We start from the raw sequence: 25,840 nt of genomic DNA on the forward strand, positions 1-25,840 counted from the left end.
GCCGTCGCTGTTCGATGCTCGCTGATAGCGGTGCTCATGATGTCCCCGTCCGGCTGACGAGATCCGTGACCAGGCCGAGCACCCCAAAACTCGCCGCCACCGCGCAGACCATCGTCCAGCCGCCGAGGGTCCATGCCAGCGATGCCGCGGCGGCACCGACACCGCCGCCGATGAAGAACAGCGCGACGAACAGGCCGTTGATGCGGCCGCGTGCCTCGGGCCGCAACAGGTTGATTGCCCGGCGGCCGAGCGTCTGGTCGGTGGTGATGCCGACATCGAGCAGGATGGTGCCCAGACTGAGCACGAGGAGGGCGGCAATGCGGGACTCCAGCGCGCCGGCCCAGGCGCAGAGCGCGAGCGAGCCGATGATGAGCAGATGGGCCGCAACAAACATCGAGCGTGCCCATCCCTTGTCCCCCCACCGGCCGGCCATCGGCGTCGCGGCGGCGCCAACGACGCCGATCAGCGCGAAAGCGGCAATTCCCTTGGCATCGAGGCCGAACGGCGCCTCCGGCAGTCGCAGCGCGACCGCCGACCAGAAGGCGGTGAAGGAGGCCATGACCAGCGATGCGGTCCAGGCGCGCACGCGCAGCACGGGCTCTTCGCGCAGCAGCCTGGGAAATGAGAGCAGCAACTCGCCGTAGCTTGCGCGCGCCGGCGATTGCAGGGCTGGAAGGTAGCGGCCGAGCGCGCCGGCAAGCAGCGCCATCAGGGCGGCGGAGACGACGTAATAGGCGCGCCAGCTCCAGAGATCGGCGATCAGGCTCGCGGCGGGCCGCGACAGCAGAATGCCGATCATCAATCCGCTCATCACCTCGCCGATCGCCTGTCCGCGCCGCTCCGGCGCCACCATGGATGCAACCAGTGGAACCATCATCTGAATCGCCGCGCAGGAGGCGCCGAGGGCGAAGGTCGCAAGCAAGAGCAGGAATGGCTTCGGCGCAAACGCCGTGGCGAGCGCGGCAAGGATAGCGCAGCCGAGCGTGCGCAGGATGACGCGCCGGTTCTCGACGAGATCGACCAGTGGCACCAGCAGCAACAGGCCGAGGGCATAGCCGAGCAGCGTCAACGTGCTGATCAGGCCCGCCTGCCACGCCGGCATGGACAAGGAGCGCCCGATCTGCCCGAGCAGGATCTGCGGCGCGAACAGGTTGGTGACGACGACACCGGCAGTGATGGCGCCAAGCCAGATCAGGGGCCGTTCGGCGAGTTGGTTTCGCGACGCAAGCGTGGGGGTTTCTGAAATCGTCATGGGACCTCGCGGGGCTCAGTGCAGGTCCCTTTAAGCCGCGGGTCTAATATGCTACAATTCAAATAAGTCTATAAAGAATATGCGAGTTAGTTATGAACACCCATGACCTTGTGGCGTTTGTTGCGGTAGTCGAGACCGGATCGATCGTGGCGGCCTCGGCGCGCCTCAATCTCACGCAGCCCGGCGTGACGCGGCGTATCCAGAACCTCGAGGAGATGCTGGGGGCGAAGCTTCTGGACCGGCTCTCCAAGCCGCTGAAACCGACCGCGGCGGGCCATGAAGCGTATGAGCAGGGCCGGCGCCTGCTCCGGATGCTGGACGATCTCAAATCAGGGGTCGCCAATGACGGCGTGGTGCGCGGCGAATTCCGGCTCGGCCTGACGCCGTTCCTCTCGGAGGCGGGGCTGACCGGACCGCTCGACGCGGTGCGTGCCGAATTTCCCGCGCTGGCCGTGCGTGTCGTCTCCGGCTGGTCGCCGAACCAGCTCGAACGTGTCTGCCGCAACGAGCTCGATGCGGCCGCGATCTGTCTGCCCGACGGCGCGGTCCCGCCTTCCGATCTCGCCGCCGACGATCTCGGCGCACAGCCCGTCGTGTTCGTCGTTGCGCGCGACATGAAGATCCCGCGCATCGTCGATCTTGAACGGCTGTCGCAGCTGTCGTGGGTGATCAACCAGGACGGTTGCGGCTTTCGCGATTCGCTGAAACGAAAATTCGACGCGGAGCATCTGCCGTTCAGCATCGCCGTGGAAGCGCTGGACAGCGAGCTCCGCCTGTCGCTGGTGTCGCGCGGCCTCGGCGTCGGGCTGGTCACTCCGATCGCCCTGAAACGCAGCGCGTTTCGCGACAAGCTCAAGCCGGTGGTGGCGCGCGACTTCAAACCCGCCGTGCGCGCCTGGATAGTCCATCGTGCGCCCGCCGGCCGTCTGGAGCGGCCGATCAAGCTGTTCCGCGATGGACTGGACCGGGAGCTCCAGGCGATGATCGGGAGTTAGCGCAGCTTCCCCCGCGCCGCCACCGGCAGCGTGCCGATGATCTCATCGCCGCGCACCATCACCACCTCGTCCATCATGTTGACGACGACGCAGACATGATTGGGAATGATCCGCACGACGTCGCCGACGTTCGGGCGCGTGTTGCTGCGGGAGAGGTCGAGGAAGCCGTGCTCTTCGGCAAAGCGCGCGATCTTGGCTTCTGGGTGCTCCAGGATCAGGCCGTGGCCGTCGAGCCCGCCGGTGTCCGTGGTCAGCGTCTTGGATCCGGCGTCGAGGATACCGCGCTCGGGCGCGGCGCGGCTCACCACGGTCGAATAGATGTGCAGCGCGCAGTCGTCCCAGGTGGCGGAGCCGGCCGCGACCTGCATGCGGTCGTTGTAGATATAGGTGCCGAAGCGATGCTCGGTGCCGCCCTTGAGCTTGCCGAGATTGACGAGGTTCGGCGTGCCGCCGGTCGAGACGATCTTTGCATCGAGCCCGTGCGCGCGCACGCCGGCCAGCGCCTCGTCGTAGAATTTCTGCGCGTCGGCCCAGCCGGTCTCGGTCGGATAGAGCATGAAGCCGGCGAATTCGAGCCCCTTGGACCCTGCGATCTCGCGCGCCAGCGCAATCGCCTCGGCCGGCGTCTCGACGCCGGCGCGCTTGCGGCCCGTATCGCATTCGACCACCACCGAGAGCGGACGGCCTGATGCTGCGGCCGCCTTGGGCAAACCGGCAACGACCGTCGAATTGTCGGCGGCCACCGTCATGTTCGCCTTCGCCTGCAGCGCGCCGAGCCGCGCCATCTTCTCTTCGCCGAGCAGATTGTAGCTGATCAGGATGTCGTCGATGCCGGCATTGGCCATGATCTCCGCCTCGCCGAGCTTCTGGCAGGTGATGCCCTTGGCGCCGGCCGCGATCTGCATCTTCGCAATCGTTGGGTTCTTGTGCGTCTTGATGTGGGGACGATTGGCGACGCCGGCCTCGTCGCAGGCTTTCTGGATCCGCGCGATGTTGCGCTCGACCTTGTCCATGTCGATGACGGCGCAGGGGGTGCCGTATTCACGGGCGATCTTGGCGGCGAGAGTCGTTGTCATGGCAGTCCCTCAGTTGGCGCGTAGTCTGATTGCAAAACCGGTGCCCATTTTTGCGGAATACGCGCTAACCCGTCCTATTCGTGAGAGTGCGGCTTTTGGGCCCGATTGATGCGGCCGCACATCTTGTCTGACGAGGCGCACAGGATTGCCTTCGGCTTTTCGCCGCCTGACGACCGGTACTTTGCAACGCGCTTGAGGGATGGGTTGGGCGAACGGGGGCGGACGCCCCGCCGGTCAAGGACCGAGCGGCAGCAGCGCGCCGGGCAAGCCGCGGATCAGGTCGGCTTCGGGACATGCCGCGGCAAACGCAAGGCGAATGCGGCTCGTGGTCTCGACCACACGGGCAGCGAGTTTCAAGAGCCGAAGACGCAGCGTCGCGAACTCGGCAGTGGCCAATTCCCGGGCTTTGGGAATGGCGTCGCGCACGGTCAGCATCAGCCAATAAGCGGCCGTATGGAGCACGAGACGGACCTGGTTGGCGAGCGCCGAACGGCAGCTGGTGCGGTCGGAGGCGAGCTGTGTCTTATGCAGCTTGATCAGATTCTCTGCTTGGCCGCGCGCGCAATACAGGCTGTCGTAGATCCACTCGGCCGAGCCGACATCGAGGCTGGTGACGACGAAACGGATGTCGAGGCCGAGCATCGTCGCCTCAATACGGGCGACGGTGCGCCGTTCGCGATCCCAGGACTTTGCCTTGTGGCGGGTCTCGGTATAGCCACGCAGAACCGGCAGGTTCTCGATGGCGCGTCGGGTGCGGATGTCGTCGGCGACCTCGTCGACTTTTCTGGCGAGAGGCTTGGTGCCGGACAGACCGAAGATGTAGTCGATGCCGTTGGTCTCGCACCACGCCATGGCCTCCGGCCGGGCATAGTGCCCGTCGCCACGGAACGTAATTCGCGTGTTGTGCCACCGCGTCCGGATATGCCGTACCAGGCGGCGCAGAAGGGCACGCACCTCGACGCCGCCCGGCGTCTTGCCGGGCCTCAGCACGACCGCCACGGGACGGCTCTTCTCCGTGTCGTAGACGTGGATCGGCAGGAAGCAGCGTTCGTCATAATGAGCGTTGAACAGCGAGAGCTGCTGATGGCCGTGGACGACATCGCAGGTATCATCGATGTCGAGCGTGACGGATGCCGGCTCGCGCGGGTAGCTATCCATCCATGCGTCGACCAAAATGTAGGTCAGTCGGATCACGTCGCGCAGGCGCGGAGCATTCTCCAGCCGCGACAGCGTCGGTTGGGAACACAGATCGCGGCCCGTGTCCGGCAGCCGTCCGCAGGCCAGCTTGAATGCGGGATCGGACCGCAGATGATCGAGGTCGTCGGCGTCCTCGTAGCCGCAGCAGATCGCGAACATGCGCGCGCGGAACATATCGACAAGGCTGTGCACGACCCGCGTCGGATCGCGCCGATCCGGGAACACCCGGGCCAGATTGTCGGCCAAGCCGAGACGCCGCTCGGCCATCGCCAGAAGCATCACGCCCCCGTTCGAGGTTAGGCGCCCACCATCGAAGGCAGCTGTGACTTTCTTGGCGTGAATGGCTGGAAACGAGAAGGGCAGAATCGTATCATCGGTCATGGCGGGCGTGGCGTTCGCGGTTGAAGGTGATGGGGTGGCTTCGCAACCGAATCCTACGCCGCATCAGCGCTTTACACCACGCTCGCCAGCCCTCAGGCGCACTCTTACGAATAAGACGGGCTAAGCCTGTTCGATTTCTTCGCGGAGCATTTCCAGTTCGAGCCAGCGCTCTTCGGCGGCGGACAATTCGTCATGCGCCTTGGCGATGGCGGCGGAGGTGTCGTCGAATGTCTTGCGATCCTTGGTGTAGAGGTTGGGATCGTCGAGCACGCGTTGCAGCTTGGCGATGTCGGCCTGCAACGTCTCCATCTTCTTCGGAAGTGTTTCCAGCGCGTGCTTCTCGTTGAAGCTCAATCGCCGCTTTGGCGCGGCAGCGGGAATAGCGATCCGCTCCTCTTTCTTCTCCGCGGGGACTTGCGCCTTCGCCGTCTCGCGCTTCAAGTCCGCGCCGCGCTGCGCCAGCATATCGCTGTAGCCGCCGGCATATTCGATCCATTTGCCGTTGCCCTCAGGCGCGATCACCGAGGTGACGACGCGGTCGAGGAAGTCGCGGTCATGGCTGATCAGGATGACGGTGCCCTCGTAGTCGCCGAGCATGTCCTCGAGCACGTCCAGCGTTTCGAGGTCGAGATCGTTGGTCGGCTCGTCCAGCACCAGCAGGTTCGAGGGCTTGGCCAGTGCGCGCGCCAGCATCAGCCGGCCGCGTTCGCCGCCGGAAAGCACTTCCAGCGGCGTGCCGCGCTGCTCCTGCGCGAACAGAAAGTCCTTCATGTAGCCGACGACATGCTTCGGCTTGCCCCCGACCATGATCTGGTCGCCACGGCCGCCGGTCAGTGCCTCCGCCAGCGTCGATTTGGGGTCGAGGCTTTCACGGTGCTGGTCGAGGGTTGCCATCTCCAGATTGGCCCCGAGCCGCACGGTGCCGCTGTCAGGCTGCATGCCGCCGGTGAGCAGATTGACCAGCGTGGTCTTGCCGGCGCCGTTCGGCCCGATGATGCCGAGCCGGTCGCCGCGCTGGATGCGGGTGGAGAAATTGTCGACGATCTTGCGCTCGCCATAGGCCTTGGTGATGCCCTTGGCTTCGATCACCAGCTTGCCGGACTGCTCGGCCTCGGCGGCTGCGAGATTGGCGCTGCCAGCGGTGCCGCGATAGTTGCGGCGCTGGTCGCGCAGCGTGTGCAGATTGGCAAGCCGCTTGACGTTGCGCTTGCGCCGGCCGGAGACGCCGTGGCGCAGCCAGTGCTCCTCGTCGACGATCTTGCGGTCGAGCTTGTGCTGGTCGCGCTCTTCCTCCGCCAGCACCTCGTCGCGCCAGGCTTCGAACGAGGCAAAACCGCGGTCGATCTGCTTGATCCGGCCGCGGTCGAGCCAGGCGGTCGAGCGCGAGAGGTTGGTGAGGAAGCGACGGTCGTGGCTGATCAGCACCAGCGCGCTGCGGCGGCTGTCGAGCTCCTGCTCCAGCCACTCGATGGTGGAGAGATCGAGATGGTTGGTCGGCTCGTCCAGCAGCAGGATGTCGGGCGAGGGCGCAAGCACACACGCGAGCGCCGCGCGGCGAGCTTCGCCGCCGGAGAGGTTGTGCGGGTTCTCGTCGCCGGTCAGCCCGAGCTGCTCGAGGAGATAGCGCGCCTGATGCTGGTCGTCGCCGGGCGCAAGCCCCGCCTCGACATAGGCGAGCGTGGTCTTGTGGTCGCCGAAGTCAGGCTCCTGCGGCAGATAGCGGATCGTGGCGCCCGGCTGCACGAAGCGTGTGCCGCCGTCGGGCTCGACCAGGCCAGCCGCGATTCTCAGCAATGTCGATTTGCCGGAGCCGTTGCGGCCGATCAGACAGACCCGCTCGCCAGTCGCGACGTTGAGCTCGACGCCGTTCAACAGCGGCGTGCCGCCAAACGTCAGCTTGATGTCCTTGAGTTGGATCAGCGGCGGCGCCATCGTCAGCCCTGGCTTGAATTCTGGCTGGTTGCGGCCGCATCAATGCGGCGCCGCTGGATCCGGCGCAGCGTCTGGTCGAGCGCCGAGAGGAACGTCGAACGGTCGCGCGGCGCGAACGATCGCGGGCCGCCGGTGACTTCGCCTGCCGAGCGCAAATCCGTCATCAGATTACGGACCGCCAGCGTCATCCCGATCGACTCTTCGGTGAACGGTTTGCCGTTCGGCGCGATCACGTCGGCGCCCGCCTTCACGCAGCGGCTGGCGAGCGGAATGTCGGAGGTGACGACGACGTCGCCGGGCCTGGCGCGTTCGGCGATCCAGTCGTCAGCGGCATCCATGCCGGCTCCCGCCGCGATGCGCTCGATCAAGGGGTCCTGCGGCACGCGGATGAAGTTGCCAGCCACCACGCTTACGGGCACGCCGTGCCGGAGCGCGACGCGGTAGATTTCGTCCTTCACCGGACAGGCGTCGGCGTCGACATAGATGCGGGTGGGCGTGTCAGTCATTGGCGGGGTGGTACCCCATTCGGGCCGCAAAGGCGAGGGGATTGACCGGTGTTCCCCGGGGCCTACGATCGATCCGAAACAACAGGAATTTTGGGGAAGGCCAGCCATGCCGAACCGGCTCGAAACCTACCGCGTCGAGGCCTACAACACCGCCAAACAATCAGAGAACAAGATGCATGACGACAAGGTGGCGCGCCGCTTCGGCTTCTCGGGCGGGCTGGTGCCCGGCGTCGACGTCTTCGCCTACATGATGCATGTGCCGCTGGCGCGCTGGGGCCGCGATTTCCTCACCCGCGGACTGGTGGAGGCCCGCTTCATCAAGCCGGTCTATGACGGCGAGACGGCCGATGTCGATGCGACCGAGCACAATGGCCTGCTCACGATCGAGGTGTTCAGCCGTACCGAGCTCTGCGCCACCGGGACGGCCTCGCTGCCGGCGGCTGCGCCTGCGGTGGATTTGAGCGACTATCTCGCGGTCCCCGCGGTCGCCGAGCGCAAGCCGGTCAGCCCGGCGACGTTCGAGACCGGCAAATGGCTTGGCACAGAGCCGCGCCGATGGATCGGGCAGGCCGCCGCGGACTATCTCGCCGATATCAGGGAAACCGATCCGATCTTCGCGCGCGAGGGGCTCGGCCATCCCGGCCTGATCCAGCGCGTGATGAATCGCGTCCTCGTCGACAATACCATTTTGGGCCCGTGGATCCACGTCGGCAGCCGCATGCAGCTGCTGTCGCCCGCGCGCGCCGGCGACGAGATCGTTGCGCGGGCCAAGGTCACCGCGAACTACGAGAAGAAGGGCCACCGCTTCGTCGAGCTCGACGCGCTGGTCGTCGCCAACGGCACGACACCGCTGGCGCATTGCCAGCACACCGCGATCTACCAGCCGCGCGAGGAGGCTGCGGCGTAACATCCAGCGTCGTCATCCCGGGGCGGTCCGCAGGACCGAACCCGGAATCTCGAGGTTCCGGGTTCGATGCTTCGCATCGCCCCGGAACGACAAACAACTCCTACGCCGCCTTGCTCTTCGCATCCTGGATCGCACGCCACACGCGCTCCGGCGTCAGCGGCATGTCGATGTGCTTGATGCCGTGGTCGGAGAGCGCATCGAGCACGGCGTTCACCACGGTCGACAGGCTGCCGGCGCAGCCGGCTTCGCCGCAGCCCTTGCTGCCGAGCGGATTGGTCGTGGCCGGCACCGGGTGATCGCCGACCGTCATGAACGGCACGTCCTCGGCGCGGGGGAGGGCGTAGTCCATCAGCGAGCCCGTGATCGGCTGGCCGCTCTCGTCGTAGCGGACGTGCTCCATCAGCGCCTGTCCAATGCCCTGGACGACGCCGCCATGGAGCTGGCCTGCGACCAGCAGCGGGTTGATCACCGTGCCGAAATCGTTCACCGCGCTGTAGCGCACGATCTGCACCACGCCGGTATCGGGATCGATCTCGACCTCGGCGACGTGGCAGCCGTTCGGGAAGGCAGAGGGCACCGGCTCGCTGGTGTGATCGACGTCGAGGCTATCAGGCACGCCGTCCGGCACCTTGCCGTCATGCAGCTTCTTGGCGAGCTCCATGATGTCGATGCTGCGGTCGGTGCCGGCGATGGTGAAGCTGCCGCCTTCGAACTCGATGTCGGCTTCGGACGCCTCCAGCATGTGCGCGGCGGCGCGCTTGCCCTTCTCGATGACGAGCTTGGCGGCTCCCACGATCGCCATGCCGCTCGCGGTGATCGAGCGCGAGCCGCCGGTGCCGTTGCCGGCGTGGACGATGTCGCTGTCGCCCTGCACGAGCTTGACGCTCTCGAAGGGCACGCCGAGCTGCTCGCACAGAACCTGCGCGAATGGAGTGGCATGGCCCTGGCCGTAGTCGAGCGTGCCGGTGATGAGCTGCACGCTGCCGTCAGGATCGAACACGATCTTGCCGAGCTCGGGGCTCGGCGGCGCGGTGACCTCGAGATAGGAGCCGACGGCGATGCCGCGCAGCTTGCCGGCCTTCTTGCTCTCTTTCTTGCGCTTGGCGAAATTCTCGTGGTCGGAGATTTCGAGCGCCTTGTTGAAGACGGCCTGGAAGTCGCCGCTGTCATAGGTGACGCCGGAGGACGCCGGGAACGGCATCTGGTTCGGCTTGATGAAGTTGCGCTTGCGCATCGTCAGCCGGTTGATGCCCATCTCGTCGGCGGCGCGGTCGATCAGCCGCTCCATGTAGTAGTTCGCCTCGGGCCGGCCGGCGCCGCGATAGGCGCCCATCAGCGTGGTATTGGTCAGCACCGTCTTGATGTCGATGCCCATCAGCGGGGTGCGGTAGACGCTGGAGAAGTTCTTGCCGGTGTTGAGCGAGAGCGGGCCCGGCGCAACGCCGGTGATGTAGGCGCCGAGATTGCCGTAGCCTTCGAGCTTGGCCGCGAGGAAGTGCCCCTCGGCGTCGAGCGCGAGCTCGGCATGGATTTTTTGCGCGCGGCCGTGGCTGTCGGACAGGAAGCTGGTCGAACGCTCGTCCAGCCACTTCACCGGCCGTCCCAGCGCCTTGGCCGCGTACAGGATGCACATGTATTCGGGGTAGTTGATGTTCTTCATGCCGAAGGAGCCGCCGACATTGGCGGTGAGAATGCGCACCTTCTCGTTCGGCACTTTCAGGTTCTTGGCGAGGTTGGCGCGGTTGCCGGCGACACCCTGCGTCGGAACCTGGAGCGTGTAGCGCTCGGCCTTCTTGTCGTAGGAGGCGAGCCCGACGCGCGGCTCCATCGAGACCACGGCGACGCGGGTGTTCTCGATGTCGATCTTGGTGACGTGAGCGGCGCTGGCGAAGGCCGCGTTCACCTGCTCCATGTCGCCATAATGGTAGTCGAGCGCGACGTTGTTCGGGATGTGGTCGTAGAGCTGCGGCGCGCCGGGCTTGGCGGCCTCCTCGGGGTCGGTCACAGCCGGCAACGGCTCGATATCGAGCTCGACCGCCTCGGCCGCGTCGCGCGCCTGGGCCAGCGTGTCGGCCACCACGAAGGCGACGGGATCGCCGACGAAGCGAACCTTGTCGGTCGCCAGCGGCTGGCGGTTGGTCTGGAGCAGGGGCGAGCCGTCACGGCTCTTCAGCGGCAGGCCGCAGGTGAAGGGGCCGTAGCCGGCGGCATCGAGGTCCGTCCCGGTCCAGACCCCCAGCACGCCCGGCATCGCCTTGGCGGCATCGAGGCCGATGCCACGGATGATTCCATGGGCGTGGGTCGAGCGGACCACCACGGCGTAGGCCTGGCCGGGCAGGTTGAAATCGTCGGTGTAGCGGCCCTTGCCGCGCACCAGCGTGTCGTCCTCCTTGCGGCGGACGGGCTGCCCGACGCCGTATTTTTGCAGTGCAATAGCGTTTTCGAGCGTGGACGATTTGGTGTGTTCTTGCATGGAATTGACCTGAAAAGCCGGCAATTGCGCGTTTTGGGGGGCGCTTGGGGGGGCCGGACCCCTCAAAAATAACCCACGGTCCCGTTCACGACAACGCACGAATGGGCATGGTGCCATGTGATGCGTTGTTGCGCAGGCCTGCCGCGCTGCTAATGTTTCAGGCGAAAAAGCAATTCCAGCTCGGCCCCAGCGGGCCGCGGAAAGACAGTTTGTATGAATGACCACACGCGGCTCCGCGACGGCCATGGGCCGCACGGTGAGCTCGAGGGGTCGATGGCGGCGGTGGCGTTGGCCACTGAACCGGCCGTCGCCGCGCAAGCGCCGGGAACCGGCGTCTACGCGGCGCTGGACCTCGGAACCAACAATTGCAGGCTCCTGATCGCCAGTCCGACCAGCGACGGCTTTCGCGTGGTCGATTCCTTCTCGCGCATCATCCGGCTCGGCGAGGGGGTCTCGGCGACCGGCTCCATCAGCGAGGCCGCGATCGAGCGCGCCATCGCGGCGCTCAGCATCTGCCGCGACAAGATCAACTTGCGGAAAGCGCGCCGGCTGCGGCTGATCGCGACCGAAGCCTGCCGCGCGGCCTCGAACGCGGAGGGTTTTCGCAGCCGCGTCGCGGCCGAGACCGGCATCGAGCTCGAGGTGATCGACCGTGAGACCGAGGCATCGCTCGCCGTGCTCGGCTGCTCGCCGCTGGTTGACCCCAGGGGGCGCGGCGCGATCCTGTTCGACATCGGCGGCGGCTCGACCGAACTGGTGCGGATCGAGCGCGATCCGGAAAATCCGGAGCCGCGCATCAAGGCCTGGATGTCGATCCCGTTCGGCGTGGTCACGCTCGCCGAGCAGTTCGGCGGCCGCGACGTGACGCCGGAGATCTACGACGCGATGGAGCGGGAGGTCGCACACCACGTTGCGCCGTTCGCCGAACAGCACGGCGTCGATCTCGCCGACATGCACTTGCTCGGCACCTCAGGCACGGTGACGACGCTCGCCGGCATCCATCTCAATCTCGCGCGCTACGACCGCCGCCGCATCGACAGCATCTGGATGAACGATTCCGACATCACCGCGACCATCAACAAGCTGCTCGGCATGAGCTACGAGGAGCGCGCGAACAACAGCTGCATCAGCGTCGAGCGCGCCGATCTCGTGCTTGCGGGCTGCGCCATCCTCGACGCGATCCGCCGCGCCTTTCCGCTGCCGCGCCTGCGCGTCGCCGACCGCGGCCTGCGCGAAGGCATGCTGGTCGAGATGATGCGCGAGGACGGCGCGCTCAGGAGCTGGTGAGATGGCCAAGGACACCACCGGCCGCTTGCACGTCCAGGTCAAGACCGGCGGCAAGCGCAAATTGTCGTCGAAGCTGTGGCTGGAGCGGCAGCTCAACGATCCCTATGTGGCGAAAGCCAAGGCGGCGGGTTATCGCTCGCGCGCGGCATTCAAGCTGCTCGAGATCGACGACAAGTTTCGGCTGCTGAAGCACGGCATGGCCGTGGTCGATCTGGGGGCCGCGCCGGGCGGCTGGAGCCAGATCGCCGCCAAGCGCGTCGGTTCGGTGGACGGCAAGGGCAAGGTCGTTGCGATCGACCTTTTGGAGATGCCCGAGATTGCCGGCGTCGAGTTCGCGCAGCTCGACTTCATGGACAATGACGCGCCGGCAAAGCTTACCGCGATGCTGGGGGGCGGCGCCGATGTCGTGATGTCCGACATGGCCGCCAACACCACCGGTCACCGCAAGACGGACCAGCTCCGTATCGTCGGCCTGATCGAGACCGCGGCGGCGTTTGCGTGCGACGTGCTCAAGCCCGGTGGCACCTTCCTCGCCAAGACGTTCCAGAGCGGCGCCGATGCCGATCTGCTCGCCCAACTCAAGCGCGACTTCGCCACCGTGCGCCATGTGAAGCCGGCGGCGAGCCGGCAGGATTCGTCGGAACGTTACGTGCTGGCGACCGGGTTTCGCGGCGGGGCGAAGGCGTAGCAACGAACTCCGTCATTCCGGGGCGCCTCGAAGAGGCGAGCCCGGAATCCATTTCTCCCAGGACTCTTGCGGCACAATGGATTCCGGGCTCGATGCTCCGGGCCGCGCTTGCGCGGTCCCGTGGCATCACCCCGGAATGACGGAGCGCGTTTTTTACCCCAGCCGCTGGTCGCGCACGTCCTGCGTATCCTCCGTCGCGGCCTTCACGGCGGCCTTGGCCGCGCCCTTGCCGGCGCCCTTGCGGCTCGCGATTTCGGTCGCCTTGCGGCCGGAGATCTCGTGGCCGGCATCAGCGGGCATCTGCCAGAAGAACCAGCTCGACGCCGCCGAGGTCAGCGCGACCACGACGAAGGCCGGCGCGAACACGGTGGCGTTGAGCTCGCTGACATGGCTGAGCCACATCGTCGTCTCGACGGACGCTGCGCCGACGGCGACGCCGGCAGAGACCGCAAGCTGCTGGTTGACGCTGACGAGCGTGGTGGCGCGGCTCATCTGCCCAGTCTCGACCTCGGCATAGGCCACCGTGTTGATCGCGGTGAACTCGAGCGAGCGGAAGAAGCCGCCGACCACCAGGATCACCATGATGATCAGCAGCGGTGTCGTCACCGTGAACAGCGCGCAGACGCCAAGAAAGAACGCGCTGACGATCGCGTTCACCGTCATCAGATTACGGAAGCCGAAGGTGCGGATGATCCGCGCGGCCAGCGTCTTCATGCCCATGGCGCCGAGCGAGGAAGCAAACGTGACGAGGCCCGAATGGAACGGCGACAGGCCGAAGCCGATCTGCATCAGGAGCGGCAGCAGGAACGGCAGCGCGCCGATGCCGAGCCGGAACAGGAAGCCGCCGAGCACGGCCGCACGCAGCGTCGGCAAGGTCAGCAGCGAGAAGTCCAGCACCGGCGATCCCGTGCGCCGGGCATGAATGACATAGAGCGTCATCGAGATCGCGCCGCCGGCGATCAGCGCGGCGACCGTGCTCCAGGGCAGCAGGTTGAGGCCGGCCACCGACAGGCCGAAGGCGATGCCGGCGAGCCCGATCCCCGCGAGCACCATGCCGTAGAGGTCGAACGGCTCGCGTTCCTCGCTCTTGATGGGATCGATGAAGCGCAAGGCCATGAAGATGCCGAGCAGCCCGATCGGGATGTTGATCAGGAAGATCCAGTGCCAGGACGCGTAGGTCGTGATGAAACCACCGAGCGGCGGGCCGATCACAGGGCCTATGAGGGCAGGGACCGTCACCCAGGCCATCGCATTGACCAGCGCGCTCTTGTCCACCGAGCGCAGCAGCACGAGGCGCCCGACCGGCGTCATCATCGCCCCGCCCATGCCCTGGAGGATGCGCGCGAACACGAAATCCGTGACCGAGGTCGAGAGCGCGCAGCCGACCGAGCCGACCATGAAGACGCCGACCGCGATCGCGAACACCATCCGCGCGCCGAACCGGTCCGCGGTCCAGCCGCTCGCCGGGATGAACACCGCGAGCGACAGCAGATAGGAGGTGATCGCGAGCTTCAGCGTCAGCGGGCTGGTGCCGATGTCGGCCGCGATCGCCGGCAGCGAGGTGGCGATCACCGTCGAGTCCATGTTCTCCATGAAGAGAGCAGTGGCCACGATCAGCGGAATGACGCGTTGCTTGTCGACCATGACGGATTGGTAACGAAAATCGGAAGGAAGGGCGAGGCTTGCGGCTTAACACCGCCGCCCGGCGGCGACCATTGCGGATCAACGCATGGCACCTAAATCCTGGGTAATAACCATGTGACCCTCGACGGCGGTTGCACTCGCTCCCTCGTCATTCCGGGGCGCGCCCTTGGTCGCGCCCCGGAATGACGAGGGGTGGCCGCCGCCCGGCTATCCCCGCTGAATTTGGGTAAAAAGCCTGTGCATGGCTGGCCAGCGGCTCGATTTGCTTTGATTCGTCACGCGGCCGTGCTATCGACCCGCGTCAACCCCACCGATGGGCTCCGATTCTCCGGCGATGCCGCAAGGTACGCCGAGGGCGGCGCTCATCCATAGCTATTTGCGGCAGGGCCGCAGGAAGGAGTTGGCAGATGGCCACGGTGCAAGTTCAAGGCATCCGCGAAGCCCTTACGTTCGACGACGTGCTGTTGAAGCCAGGCCTCTCGGACGTCATGCCGGGCGAGGTCGACATCCGCTCCCGCGTCACCCGCGCCATTCCGCTCAACATCCCGATCATGGCCTCCGCCATGGACACCGTCACCGAGGCCCGCATGGCGATCGCCATGGCGCAGGCCGGCGGCCTCGGCGTCATCCACCGCAATTTCGATCCCGAAGGGCAGGCCGCCCAGGTGCGCCAGGTCAAGCGCTACGAGTCGGGCATGGTGGTGAACCCGCTCACCATCAGCCCCGAGGCGACGCTCGACGATGCGCTCAAGCTGATGAGCGATCACGGCATCTCCGGCATTCCCGTCGTCACCGGCGCGGGCAAGTCCACGCCGGGCAAGCTGGTCGGCATCCTCACCAACCGCGACGTGCGGTTCGCCACCGACCGCAGGCAAAAAGTCTCCGAGCTGATGACGCATGAAGGCCTCGTCACGGTGCGCGAGAATGTCAGCCAGGACGAGGCGCGGCGGATGCTGCACCAGCATCGCATCGAGAAATTGCTCGTGGTCGACGAGCAATATCGCTGCGTCGGCCTCGTCACCGTGAAGGACATGGAAAAGGCGGTCGCCCATCCGCTCGCCTGCAAGGATGCGCAGGGCCGCCTTCGCGTTGCCGCCGCCACCACCGTCGGCGACACCGGCTTCGAGCGCACCGAGCGGCTGATCGACGCCGGCGTCGACCTCGTCGTCGTCGACACCGCGCACGGCCATTCGCGCCACGTGCTGCACGCAGTGAACCGCATCAAGCGTCTGTCCAACTCCGTGCAGGTCGTCGCCGGCAACGTCGCGACCTCCGAAGGCGCGCAGGCGCTGATCGATGCTGGCGCGGACTGCATCAAGGTCGGCATCGGCCCCGGCTCGATCTGCACCACCCGCATCGTCGCCGGCGTCGGCGTTCCCCAGCTCACCGCGATCATGGATGCGGTGGAGGCTGCAAAGAAGGCCGACATTCCCGTCATCGCCGATGGCGGCATCAAGTTCTCCGGCGACCTCGCCAAGGCGCTCGCGGCCGGCGCCGACATCGCCATGGTCGGCTCGCTGCTCGCCGGCACCGACGAGACGCCCGGCGAAGTCTTCCTGTGGCAGGGCCGTTCCTACAAGGCCTATCGCGGCATGGGCTCGGTCGGCGCAATGGCGCGCGGCTCGGCGGACCGATATTTCCAGCAGGACATCAAGGACACGCTCAAGCTCGTGCCTGAAGGCATCGAGGGCCAGGTACCCTACAAGGGCGCGGTCGGCCACGTCATGCACCAGCTCGCCGGCGGCCTGCGCGCCGCGATGGGCTATGTCGGCGCAAAGGACATGAAGGAGCTGCACGACAAGGCGCAGTTCGTCCGCATCACCGGTGCAGGCCTGCGCGAAAGCCACGTCCACGACGTCACGATTACCCGCGAGAGCCCGAACTATCCGGGCGGGGGTTAGTCGCCTCTGCCGTCATTTCGGGGGCGCGAAGCGCAACCCGGAATCTCGAGATTCCGGGTTCGATGCTTCGCATCGCCCCGGAATGACAATGAGTGGTTTGCGCGCTCGCCTCAACGACGGTGTCATTCCCCGCGAAGGCGGGGAATCCAGTACGCCGCGGCTTCTCGGTTCAATCACAGCCGCCCCTGGACTACTGGATCGCCCGCTTTCGCGATGACAGCGAGTGTGGGATTTGCTTCATTCCCACCTACCTCCTAAATGACTGCAACAAGCATTCAGGAGGAAGCCATCATGTCCCAAGCAAAACGCATCGTTCTCGCCGCGCGTCCCGTCGGCGAACCCAAGCCGTCCGATTTCCGCATTGAGGAATTCGCTGTCCCGACACCGGGGCAGGGCGAAGTCCTGCTGCGCACGATCTGGCTGTCGCTCGATCCCTATATGCGCGGCCGCATGAGTGACGGTCCGTCCTATGCCGCGCCGGTGCCGATCGACGGCGTGATGGAGGGCGAGGCGGTTAGCGAGGTCGCGGCGTCGAACAATCCTGATTTCGCGGCAGGCGACATCGTGCGAGCCCGTACCGGATGGCAGACGCACGCGATCTCCAGCGGCAAGGGCCTGATCAAGGTGGATCCCAAGCTCGGTCCGATCTCGACCTCGATCGGCGTGCTCGGCATGCCCGGCATGACCGCCTATACCGGCCTGCTCGACATCGGCAAGCCGCAGGAAGGCGAGACCGTCGTCGTCGCCGGTGCCTCCGGTGCGGTCGGCTCCGCCGTCGGCCAGATCGGCAAGATCAAGGGCGCGCGGGCGGTCGGAATTGCGGGTGGCAAGGACAAATGCGACTACGTGGTGAAGGAGCTCGGCTTCGATGCCTGCATCGATCACCGCGATCCCGATCTTGCGGCCAAGCTGAAGGACGCCTGCCCGAAGGGGATCGACGTCTATTTCGAGAATGTCGGCGGCGCCGTGTTCGAAGCGGTGTTCCCGCTGCTCAATCCGTTCGCGCGCGTGCCGGTCTGCGGCCTGATCGCCCATTACAACGACACCGAGGCCAAGCCGCCGAAATGGGCCGCCAGCATGATGCGCGCGACCCTGACCAAGCGGCTGACCTTCCGCGGCTTCATCGTCTCCGACTTCGCCGCGCGCCATGGCGACTTCCTGCGCGACATGTCCGGCTGGGTCCGCGACGGCAAGGTGAAATACAAGGAGTTCGTCACCGAGGGCCTGGAGAGCGCCCCCGGTGCCTTCATGGGGCTTCTGAAGGGCGCCAATTTCGGCAAGCAGCTGGTGCGGGTCGGGCCAGATAAGGCCTAGCTGCACGGCTTGGTTGCACCTGCGCCACAGCCCCGGCGCGGATGGTTAAGAAAGTGTCACCGATCGGTCACACCTGCCCGCAAAACCCGCAGGTGTGACCGTCGGTTCATTGACGTCCGGACGAAGGCATTGAATCATCGGGCATATTTCAGGTGTTGCGATGTTAGAGATTGGTATTTTCTGCGTAATCCTCCTGGCCGCCGGCTATTGGACGACCATGTTCGTCATGGGCCGCCGCGACGACGTCATCCATGGCAAGTTCGTTCATGCCGAGGACGAGGGCGATTTGACCCGGCCCGCGATGCCGACACCGCCGCCGTTCCCGAAGCGTCCGCTCAAAGCTGCGCAGCCCGCCGGCGTCCAGTCCGCCAACGTACAGCCCGAGATGGCCGAGGCGAGGCCGGTGAACAGCGCAGCGCTGGAATCCTTGCTGGCTGCGATCCAGCAGGACCTCAAGAGCGTCGCGTAAGCCGCAATCCTCAGACGCTGCCGCGCTCGATCAGGGACAGGTCGACGGCGAGCCGCTGTTCGGCAAGCTGCGTGCCCGACAGGCGCGCCAGCAGCAGTTCGGCCGCGATGCGCCCCACGGCCGCCGCATCGAACGAGATGGTGGTGAGGCCGGGCGTGATCTGATCGGCGACGTCGTTGTCGCCGAAGCCGAGCACGGCGAGATCGCGCGGCACCGACAGGCCGCGCGCGCGGGCCTCGATCAGCGCGCCGGTCGCGAGCAGATCGTTGGCGCAGAACACGGCATCCACGCGGTCGCCGCGATCGAGCAGGGCGGTGAAGGCGGCGCGGCCGTCTATGAGGCCTGTGATCTCGCCAACGCCGATCTCGCGGACGATCTCGAGGCCGAGCTGCGCCGCTGCCGCGCGAAAACCGTCGCGGCGCAGCGCGCCGCGGCCGCTGCTGCGGCCGATGAACGCGACGCGGCGATGTCCGGCCTCGGCAAGCCTGCGCGCCGCCATCGCACCGGCATCCGCATTGGGCAGGCCGACCAGCATGTCGATGGGATCGCGCGGAAACGCCCAGGTCTCGATCACGGGAATGCCGAGCTCTGCAAGCGCTGCGCGATTCTCCTCGAGCTCGATCACGCCGGTGAACATCACCGCGGCGGGGCGGATGCCGCGCAGCGACTGGATCATCGCGACTTCCTTGACATAGGAGTAGGAGGTCTGGCCGACGAGCACCTCGAAACCTTCCGGCTCCAGCGTGGCCGCGAAGCTGCGCACGGCGAGCCCGAACTGCTGGCTGAGAATGTTGGAGACGAAGGCGACGACCACGTTCGAGCGGCCCGAGCGCAGCGCGCGCGCATGCGGGTTGGAGGCGTATCCGGTTGCCTCGATCACTTCAAGGATGCGCTCGCGGGTCTTTCGATTGACCTTCTGGGGGTGGCGCAGCACCCGCGACACCGTGATCGGCGATACCCCGGCGCGCTCCGCCACCTCCGCGATGCGCGGCGGCCGTCCGGTCGCGCTGGCGCGGCCGGGCGGCGCCGGAATGCGCACCACGTCGTCATAGCTCGGCTTTGCCGGATCGGTCATCGAATCCCGAGGGTAGTCGAAGTCGCTATCGTCTCCAAAGCTCAGCGCGCTGGCAGCTCGTCGCGCGACAGCGCGCGGCCGACCTGGACCAGGCAGTCGCCGCTCTGGCTGTCGGTGTGCAGGCGCTGCGAGATCACGATGCCATCGGCCGGGAAGCGCAACACTTCCTCCGGCAGCTCCGGCCGCTCGAAATCATGATACCAGCCGGCGACGTCGCCGGCCGCAACGCGCGCGCCGACCATGACGGCGGGCTCGAACCAGCCGCGCCGTGTCGCGAACACCGCCTGCGCATGGCTTTGCAGCGCCAGCAACTCGGTGGCACGCTCGACCGGCGCGTGCGGCCCCAGCACCGGGGCCTGGACGATGCCGAGCGCGAGCAGCAGCCGGTCGACGGCGCGCGCGGTGAACGCCATCGTCTGCGGCGTGACGGTGCCGCCGCCGCCGAACTCGCCTGACAGTCCGATCGCGCCGGCGCGCGCGGCCGCCGCCATCGAGGTCGGCGCAGCGGCGCCGTTCTCGGCGACGAAGGCGAAGGGCATCCCTAATCCTTCCATCAGGCGCAGTGCCTGGCCGAACATCTCGGGCGGTCCCTGCCGCTCGATCAGGGCGCAGGGCACGTGCGCCATCGACGTGCCGCCGGAATGGATGTCGAAGACGACGTCATGGCGCGGAAACAGCTCGTGCTCGAGGAAGTGCGCGAGGCGGAACGTCGGCGTGCCCCCGGCATCGCCCGGGAAGGCGCGGTTGAGATTGCCCTCGTCGAGCGGCGAGCGCCGTCGCGCCGCCATCACGGCAGGAAGATTGGCGAAGGGCAGGATGGTGATCTCGCCCTTGACCGCCTTGGCATCGAGCCGGCGATACAGCCGCGTCAGCGTGATCTCGCCCTCGTATTCGTCGCCGTGATTGCCGGCCATCAAGAGAAGTTTTGGGCCGGCGCCGTTCTTGATCCGGAAGATCGGGATCTTGAGCTGGAAGTAGGGCGATCGATCGATCGAGAAGGGAATGCCGAGATGGCCGGACCATTTCTGGTCCTTCTCGAAATCGATCTCGTGGAAAAGTCCGGTATGCATGGCTTGCCTCGGGGCCGCGTCGTCGCCGACGCCGGCCGAAGGTTGAAAGAGGGACGATGCCGTTACAGCAAGGCGACCGCGGTCATCTCGACGCGCAAATCGGGATCGGCGAGACGGGCTTCGACGCAGGCGCGCGCCGGCGGATTGGCCGGATCGATCCAGAAATCGTAGACCGAGTTCATGGTGTCGAAGTCGGTGATATGCGGCAGGAAGACGTTGACCGCGATCAGTTTGGAGCGGTCGGTGCCGGCTTCCTTGAGCAGCGCGTCGATCTTGGCGAGCACCTGCTGGGTCTGCGACACGATGCCGGCCTTGCGGTCGTCCGCAACTTGACCTGCGATATGCACCATGCCGCCGGCGGCGACGGCCTGGCTCATGCGCGAGCCGACGACGTAACGTTTGATCATCTCGAAGTCTCCTTGGGAAAAGCGGCTCCCGCGCGGGCGCGGGAGCCGCTTGTGAACTTACAGCGTCGGCAGCGACTGCTCTTCCCTAAACCATTTCAGCTGAAGTGCGCCGAGCTTGCCGTTGAGCTTGTTGAAGAAGATGTCGGTGTTGATCCAGTTCAGCAGGTTCTGCTCGCCCTGGCGCACGCCGACATGGGCCGGCGACTGGCGGATCAGGAATTTCAGCTCGACCTCCTTGGTCGGGTTCTGGTCCTGCACCTTCAGCGCGATGGCGCTGTTCTCGGCGAAGGTGTCGGCCTGTCCGGCGAGGAATGCGGCGAGCGCGGCCGGGGTGTCCTCGAAGCGCACCAGCTTCACCTTCGGTGCGTTGTCGGTGAGCCAGACGTCGAGCGTCGAGCCCTTGGCCACCGCAACGCTGCGGCCGTCGAGATTGTCGGGCTTCTTGCCGGTCGCGGCGGGCAGCGACTTCGCACCGTAGACGCCGAGATTCACCACCGCATAGGCCTGCGAGAACATCACCTGCTGGGCGCGCTCGGGCGTGGCGCCGAGGCCCGCGATCAGCATGTCGATCTTGTCGGAGAGCAGGCTCGGGATGCGCGCGGCGCCCGTCACCGGCACGAGCTCGAGCTTCACGCCCATGTCGGCGGCGATCAGCCGGGCGAGATCGGCGTCAAGACCTGCGATCTCGCCCTTGTCGTCCTTGAAGCCCCAGGGCGCGGCATCGGTCAGGATGCCGACGCGCAGCTTGCCGGAGCCGAGCACGTCCTGCAGCTTGTCGGCGTGTGCAAGGTTCGGCGCGGCGAGCACTGCGAGTGCCGCGGCTGCGATCGCAAAGAGGGATTTCAGTTGTCTCATGACTCTCTCCTGGTGGCGGATGGCTGGATGATCATTTTGCGGAGGCGATGAAGCTGGCGAGCTCGGGGGTCTCAGGATTGGCGAACAGCTTTGCCGGCGGCCCCTGTTCCCAGACGCGGCCCTGGTGCATGAAGACGATGCGGTTGGCGACGTTGCGGGCAAAACCCATCTCGTGGGTGACTAGGATCATGGTCATGCCTTGCTTCGCCATCGCCTCCATCACCTTCAGCACCTCGCCGACGAGTTCAGGATCGAGCGCGGAGGTCACCTCGTCGAACAGCATGAGATGAGGCGCCATGGCGAGGCAGCGCGCGATCGCGACGCGCTGCTGCTGGCCGCCGGAGAGCTGCTCCGGCCAGGCGTCGATCTTCTCGGCAAGGCCGACGCGGGTGAGCACATCCTCCGCCAGCGTGCGTGCGCGGGCCTTGTCGATGCGGCCGGTGAGCAGCGGAGCCAGCGTGATGTTGCGCTCGACCTTCAGATGCGGAAACAGGTTGAAGGCCTGGAACACGATGCCGACGCGCTGACGGAATTTCTTGAGGTCGGGCATCCTCGCGTGGACCCGCTCGCCCTCGACGCGGATCTCGCCGGAATCGACGCTCTCCAGCGCATTGATGCAGCGGAGCAGCGTCGACTTGCCCGAGCCCGAGCGGCCGATGATCGTGACGATCTCGCCTTCCTCGACGTCGAGCGAGACGCCCTTGAGCACCTCGACCTTGCCGAATGTCTTGTGCACGTCGCGGATTTCAACGAGAGCCATCGAGGCGGGCCTCCAGGGAGCGGGACCAGAGCGTGAGCGGCAGGCACAGCGCGAAATAGATCGCGGCGACCAGCGCGTAGGTGAGCAGCGGCTGGAACGTCGCCGCGCTCACCACTTGCCCGGCGCGGGCAAGCTCGACGAAGCCGAGGATCGAGGCGAGCGAGGTGCCCTTGATGAGCTGCACCAGGAAGCCGACGGTCGGCGGCAGCGACAGCCGCAGCGCCTGCGGCGCGATGATGTGGCGGAATTGCTGCCAGGCGGAGAGGCCGAGGCAGGCACCGGCCTCCCATTGCGCCTGCTTCACGGCCTCCAGCCCGCCGCGCCAGATCTCGCCGAGGAAGGCGGCGGTGTAGAGCGTGTAGGCGACGGTCACGGCGACGAGCGCCGGCACCTGGATGCCCAAAAACACCGGCATGCCGAAATAGAAGAAGAACAACAGCCCGAGCAGCGGCACGCTCTGGATCACCTGGATGCACGCCGCCATCGTCCAGCGCAGCCCGGCGAAGCGGCTGATGCGGCCCATGGCGAGCCCGAGCGCCAGCGGCGCGCCGAAGACGAGCGCGAGCACGACCAGCGCAACGGTCCAGCGCAGCGCCGCAAACAGCGAGACGAAATCGATGAGGGAGAAGGATCGCATCGCTGTCCCCTCAGCGCCGCCGCGGCCAGCGGAAGGCCGCCAGACCGATGATGGCGAACAGCGCCTTGAACGACATCGCCATCGCGAAATAGACCGCGCAGATCACCGCATAGACCTCGAAGCTGCGGTAGGTGCGGCTCTCGATGAATCCCGCGACATGGAAGAGTTCGTCGGCGGCGACCTGCGAGGCGAGCGAGGTGCCGAGCAGCAAAAGGACGAACTGGCTGGTCACGGCTGGATAGGCGTTGCGCAGCGCCGGCGGCAGCAGGATGTGACGGAAAACCTGCCAGCCCGATAGTCCAAGGCACTGGCCGGCCTCGATCTGGTTCTTCGGCACGGAGTCGAGGCCGGCGCGGATGATCTCGACCGAATAGGCGCCGAAATAGAGCGACAGCGCGACGGCAGCCGCCTCGAAGGCCGGCAGCTTCAGGCCGAAGTTCGGCAGCACGAAGAAGACGATGAAGATCTGGATCAGCGACGGCGTGTTGCGGAACAGCTCGATATAGCCGCGCACCAGCCAGCGCAGCGGCGTGATGCGGCCGTTCAGCGCGACCGCGCCGGCAACGCCGATCAGGAGCCCGGCCAGCGCCGCGATCACCGTCAGCTCGAGCGTGACGATGGCCCCGTCGATGAGCTGGTTCTGATAGCGCCAGAGCGGCAGGAAGTTCATTGCGTGCGCTCTCAGCCGAACTGGGTGGGGAGGGCGCGCGTGACCACACCATCGGCGTCGAGCCCGAGGATCACCCGCCAGCGGTCGAGGCAGGTGCAGGGATGCGAGATGCCGAAGGCGATGATGTCGCCGACGGCAAGGACGCTTTCGGGGGCGACGGACAGGAACGCATGCTGGTCGTTGAGGCGCGTGACCGTCAGCGCAGCGTCGAGCCCTTGCTGCTCGATGCCGTCGCGGAATACGCGCAACGGGACCGGCAGTCCCTGATCGAACGAGGCGTCGCGCATGCCGAAGCCGGCAATCGCAAGGCCTGTCTCGGGGCGCGACAAGACTTCGGCCCAGAGCGTCAGTGCAGGGCGAAAGCCTTCTACGGCGGAGTGGTGCAGACCGTCGATGAGGAGACCGCCGCGCCGGTCTATTTCCGCGAAGGCGCGGGCGTAGATGCCGTGATCGGCGAAGAACAGCGCGCCGGAGCGCAGGATCACGCTGGCGTTGCCGTCAGCCTGCGCGCCAGGTGCGAGCGCGCGCGCGACGATGTCGAAATAGGCCGAGCCGCCGGCACTGATGATCAGTGGCCGCTGCGGGGCGGCGGCGCGCACCAGCGCAAAAGTCTCGATGGTGCGCTCCATCAGTGCCGCGATCGCGCGCCTCGTCTCGTCGGCATCGGGCGTTGCGGCTGCGCCCTCATAGGTCGCAACGCCGCCGAGCACGAGCCGGTCGACGGCGAGCACGGCTGCGATCGTCGCCTCGATGGCGGCGCGATCGCGCGCGCCGGCGCGGCCTGCGCCGAGCTCGACCAGCACGGACAATTCGCGGCGCTCCGCGATCCGTGCCGCTTCGGCGAGCGCGGCGACAGCGGCGGGTGAATCCGCGAAGGCGTGAAATTCGACGTCGGGATAGGCGCTGAGCAGCGCGCCGAGCCGCCGGCCGGCTGCCAGCCCGCCGATCTCGTTGGCCAGCAACAGGCGCCGCTCGCCGCTCGCGAGCAGCACGGCGGCCTGCTGGACGTTGGCGACCGTCGTGCCCCAGGCGCCGGCTGCGCGCAGCGAGCGGGCGAGCTCCGGCGACATCGGGGTCTTGGCGTGGGGCGCGACGCTGACGCCGGCGCTGGCGCACCATGTCAGGAAGAGGTCGCGGTTGGCCGCGAAGGCGGCTTCATCAAGGGTGAGGGCGGGCAGGGCAAGATCGCCGCGCGAAGGCGACCAGCGCTGGCCGCCAATGTCCTCAGTGGCCAGGCCATCGACCAGGGGGATGCCCCGGGTAGTCGTCGAAACGCGTTGGCTATCCCACCGGGACAAGAACTGCATCGTCGCTCCCTCAGCGGCCCTCGACCGCCGGAATGAACGATATGTCCTAATGACAACGTTGTCATTAGCGGATTTTAGCCATCCACGGACCAAGTTCAGTGCAAATAGGTATCAAAGTAGGGGTTGATGCCGTCGGATTGGGCTAGTGCTCGCCACCCATCTGGCCGAGGACCTCCTCGATATCGATGTCGACCTGGCCCGCCGCCCTGAGGTGGCGGACCTCGAGGCTGTCCGGCCGGAAGCGGTACTCGACGAGGCCGGTCTCCTTGATCGCGATCCGGTCCTGGCGCTGGTCGTTGATCTTGAAGCCGACCGACGGCGCCCAGACGTGGCGCGTGTGGCGGAACGTGAAGTCGCGGCGCTGGTGCACGTGGCCGCTGGCGATGAGGCGCAGATCGACACGCGCAAACATCTCGATCAGCCGCGCCCGCGCCGGCTGCGGCACGTAGCGGATCGAGGTCTCCGGCGTCTCTGGATCGTCGGGCAGGTTGAGGAACACGGGCTTGTGCAGGAACAGCGCGACCGGCCTGCCATTCGTGCGTGCGATCTCCCGGGTTAGCCAGTCGAACTGCGTGGCCTCGAAGGCGAGCCCGGAATTCATCACCAGCGTGTTGAGGCCGATGAAGCACCAGCCCGCGGCCTCGAACGACCAATGGTCTTCGCCGATGATGTCGCGGAATTGCTGGCGGTATGCCTCGCTGACCGGCGGCTTCGGCGCCGGCCCGATCGCGGTCGGATTGTCGCCGATGTCGTGATTGCCGGGGTGGTAACGGCAGGTCACGGGCAGGGCGTCGTGCAGGCCTTTGGCGAATACGACATCATCGCGGCTGGTCGGGCCGTCGAAGGAGACGTCGCCGGTGTTGACGACGAGATCGGGCCGGTCAGCGTCGATGTGCTCGCAGACGCGGTGGAAGTTGGCGATCAGGCCGGGAAAGCGCTGGCCGAGATGGGTGTCGGAAATCTGCGTCAGGCGAAATTCGGACATGGCGTCAGCATACGCGTTGTCGCACGTCGGAACGATGACGGCGCGCGCATCA

The 25,840-nt window shown here is 66.5% G+C and carries 23 protein-coding genes; 7 read left to right on the top strand and 16 right to left on the bottom strand.

Going from position 1 to position 25,840, the window contains the following annotated elements; genetic code table 11:
- Positions 1–34: 34 nt before the first annotated feature.
- Positions 35–1,252 carry an MFS transporter gene (locus ACFLEY_RS19260; RefSeq protein WP_211433633.1) on the bottom strand — a complete coding sequence of 406 codons (1,218 nt, stop codon included), beginning with the start codon at positions 1,250–1,252 and terminating at the stop codon, positions 35–37.
- A 92-nt stretch (positions 1,253–1,344) separates the two neighbouring features.
- On the opposite strand from ACFLEY_RS19260, the gene ACFLEY_RS19265 reads away from it, so the two are divergent.
- Positions 1,345–2,247, top strand: a complete 903-nt coding sequence (locus ACFLEY_RS19265; RefSeq protein WP_011086740.1) for a LysR family transcriptional regulator — start codon at positions 1,345–1,347, stop codon at positions 2,245–2,247.
- Here ACFLEY_RS19265 and ACFLEY_RS19270 read toward each other — a convergent pair.
- From ACFLEY_RS19270 to ACFLEY_RS19285, 4 genes are all read right to left on the bottom strand, one after another.
- The gene (locus ACFLEY_RS19270) at positions 2,244–3,323 is read right to left on the bottom strand and encodes a D-TA family PLP-dependent enzyme (protein ID WP_060911670.1); all 1,080 of its coding nucleotides are present in this window, start codon (positions 3,321–3,323) and stop codon (positions 2,244–2,246) included. The genes ACFLEY_RS19265 and ACFLEY_RS19270 overlap by 4 nt on opposite strands.
- 234 nt (positions 3,324–3,557) lie before the next feature.
- Positions 3,558–4,901, bottom strand: coding sequence for an IS1380-like element ISBdi2 family transposase (locus ACFLEY_RS19275; protein ID WP_396604703.1), 1,344 nt, complete (start codon positions 4,899–4,901; stop codon positions 3,558–3,560).
- A gap of 120 nt (positions 4,902–5,021) precedes the next feature.
- Positions 5,022–6,833 carry an ABC-F family ATP-binding cassette domain-containing protein gene (locus ACFLEY_RS19280; protein ID WP_211433634.1) on the bottom strand — a complete coding sequence of 604 codons (1,812 nt, stop codon included), beginning with the start codon at positions 6,831–6,833 and terminating at the stop codon, positions 5,022–5,024.
- A 2-nt stretch (positions 6,834–6,835) separates the two neighbouring features.
- Positions 6,836–7,339 (bottom strand): YaiI/YqxD family protein, encoded by a 504-nt coding sequence (locus ACFLEY_RS19285; protein ID WP_060911671.1) that lies wholly within the window; start codon positions 7,337–7,339, stop codon positions 6,836–6,838.
- A gap of 106 nt (positions 7,340–7,445) precedes the next feature.
- On the opposite strand from ACFLEY_RS19285, the gene ACFLEY_RS19290 reads away from it, so the two are divergent.
- On the top strand, positions 7,446–8,246 hold the full coding sequence (locus ACFLEY_RS19290; protein WP_028170995.1) for a hypothetical protein: 801 nt from the start codon (positions 7,446–7,448) through the stop codon (positions 8,244–8,246).
- Positions 8,247–8,346: 100 nt separating this feature from the next.
- On the opposite strand, the gene ACFLEY_RS19295 is transcribed toward ACFLEY_RS19290, so the two are convergent.
- Positions 8,347–10,719, bottom strand: coding sequence for a xanthine dehydrogenase family protein molybdopterin-binding subunit (locus ACFLEY_RS19295; protein ID WP_060911672.1), 2,373 nt, complete (start codon positions 10,717–10,719; stop codon positions 8,347–8,349).
- 213 nt (positions 10,720–10,932) lie between these two features.
- On the opposite strand from ACFLEY_RS19295, the gene ACFLEY_RS19300 reads away from it, so the two are divergent.
- Together ACFLEY_RS19300 and ACFLEY_RS19305 are read left to right on the top strand one after the other, a co-directional pair.
- On the top strand, positions 10,933–12,006 hold the full coding sequence (locus tag ACFLEY_RS19300; protein ID WP_011086746.1) for a Ppx/GppA phosphatase family protein: 1,074 nt from the start codon (positions 10,933–10,935) through the stop codon (positions 12,004–12,006).
- Position 12,007: 1 nt separating this feature from the next.
- Complete coding sequence (locus tag ACFLEY_RS19305) at positions 12,008–12,694, top strand: RlmE family RNA methyltransferase (RefSeq protein WP_011086747.1); 687 nt, start codon at positions 12,008–12,010, stop codon at positions 12,692–12,694.
- Positions 12,695–12,847: 153 nt separating this feature from the next.
- Here ACFLEY_RS19305 and ACFLEY_RS19310 read toward each other — a convergent pair whose 3' ends face one another.
- Positions 12,848–14,338 carry an MFS transporter gene (locus ACFLEY_RS19310; RefSeq protein ID WP_011086748.1) on the bottom strand — a complete coding sequence of 497 codons (1,491 nt, stop codon included), beginning with the start codon at positions 14,336–14,338 and terminating at the stop codon, positions 12,848–12,850.
- Between the two features lie 407 nt (positions 14,339–14,745).
- Between ACFLEY_RS19310 and guaB the strand changes: the two genes are divergently transcribed.
- The 3 genes from guaB (at position 14,746) to ACFLEY_RS19325 (ending at position 18,022) form a co-directional block, all read left to right on the top strand.
- A complete protein-coding gene (gene guaB, locus ACFLEY_RS19315) occupies positions 14,746–16,239 on the top strand; it encodes an IMP dehydrogenase (RefSeq protein WP_011086749.1) in 1,494 nt (497 codons plus the stop codon).
- A 291-nt stretch (positions 16,240–16,530) separates the two neighbouring features.
- The gene (locus tag ACFLEY_RS19320) at positions 16,531–17,553 is read left to right on the top strand and encodes an NADP-dependent oxidoreductase (RefSeq protein WP_060913057.1); all 1,023 of its coding nucleotides are present in this window, start codon (positions 16,531–16,533) and stop codon (positions 17,551–17,553) included.
- A 160-nt stretch (positions 17,554–17,713) separates the two neighbouring features.
- Positions 17,714–18,022: a hypothetical protein gene (locus tag ACFLEY_RS19325; RefSeq protein WP_060911673.1), complete on the top strand. Its 309-nt coding sequence runs from the start codon at positions 17,714–17,716 to the stop codon at positions 18,020–18,022.
- Between the two features lie 10 nt (positions 18,023–18,032).
- On the opposite strand, the gene ACFLEY_RS19330 is transcribed toward ACFLEY_RS19325, so the two are convergent.
- The 9 genes from ACFLEY_RS19330 to ACFLEY_RS19370 all read right to left on the bottom strand — a co-directional run bounded on the left by ACFLEY_RS19330 (position 18,033) and on the right by ACFLEY_RS19370 (position 25,788).
- A complete protein-coding gene (locus ACFLEY_RS19330; protein WP_060911674.1) occupies positions 18,033–19,097 on the bottom strand; it encodes a LacI family DNA-binding transcriptional regulator in 1,065 nt (354 codons plus the stop codon).
- Positions 19,098–19,138: 41 nt separating this feature from the next.
- On the bottom strand, positions 19,139–20,167 hold the full coding sequence (locus ACFLEY_RS19335; RefSeq protein WP_028171000.1) for a succinylglutamate desuccinylase/aspartoacylase family protein: 1,029 nt from the start codon (positions 20,165–20,167) through the stop codon (positions 19,139–19,141).
- A 62-nt stretch (positions 20,168–20,229) separates the two neighbouring features.
- Positions 20,230–20,574, bottom strand: coding sequence for a RidA family protein (locus ACFLEY_RS19340; RefSeq protein ID WP_060911675.1), 345 nt, complete (start codon positions 20,572–20,574; stop codon positions 20,230–20,232).
- Positions 20,575–20,631: 57 nt separating this feature from the next.
- Entirely contained in the window at positions 20,632–21,429 is a 798-nt protein-coding gene (locus tag ACFLEY_RS19345; protein WP_060911676.1) for a transporter substrate-binding domain-containing protein, read from the bottom strand.
- A 31-nt stretch (positions 21,430–21,460) separates the two neighbouring features.
- Positions 21,461–22,189: an amino acid ABC transporter ATP-binding protein gene (locus ACFLEY_RS19350; protein ID WP_211433635.1), complete on the bottom strand. Its 729-nt coding sequence runs from the start codon at positions 22,187–22,189 to the stop codon at positions 21,461–21,463.
- Positions 22,176–22,826, bottom strand: coding sequence for an amino acid ABC transporter permease (locus ACFLEY_RS19355; RefSeq protein WP_060911678.1), 651 nt, complete (start codon positions 22,824–22,826; stop codon positions 22,176–22,178). The genes ACFLEY_RS19350 and ACFLEY_RS19355 overlap by 14 nt, the downstream gene beginning before the upstream one ends.
- 10 nt (positions 22,827–22,836) lie before the next feature.
- Positions 22,837–23,496, bottom strand: coding sequence for an amino acid ABC transporter permease (locus ACFLEY_RS19360; RefSeq protein ID WP_060911679.1), 660 nt, complete (start codon positions 23,494–23,496; stop codon positions 22,837–22,839).
- Positions 23,497–23,507: 11 nt separating this feature from the next.
- A complete protein-coding gene (locus tag ACFLEY_RS19365) occupies positions 23,508–24,803 on the bottom strand; it encodes an amino acid deaminase (protein ID WP_211433636.1) in 1,296 nt (431 codons plus the stop codon).
- Between the two features lie 142 nt (positions 24,804–24,945).
- Complete coding sequence (locus ACFLEY_RS19370; protein ID WP_060911680.1) at positions 24,946–25,788, bottom strand: metallophosphoesterase; 843 nt, start codon at positions 25,786–25,788, stop codon at positions 24,946–24,948.
- Positions 25,789–25,840 lie beyond the last annotated feature (52 nt).

It is taken from the genome of Bradyrhizobium sp. YCK136 (genome assembly GCF_044570075.1).
Taxonomy (GTDB): domain Bacteria; phylum Pseudomonadota; class Alphaproteobacteria; order Rhizobiales; family Xanthobacteraceae; genus Bradyrhizobium; species Bradyrhizobium diazoefficiens.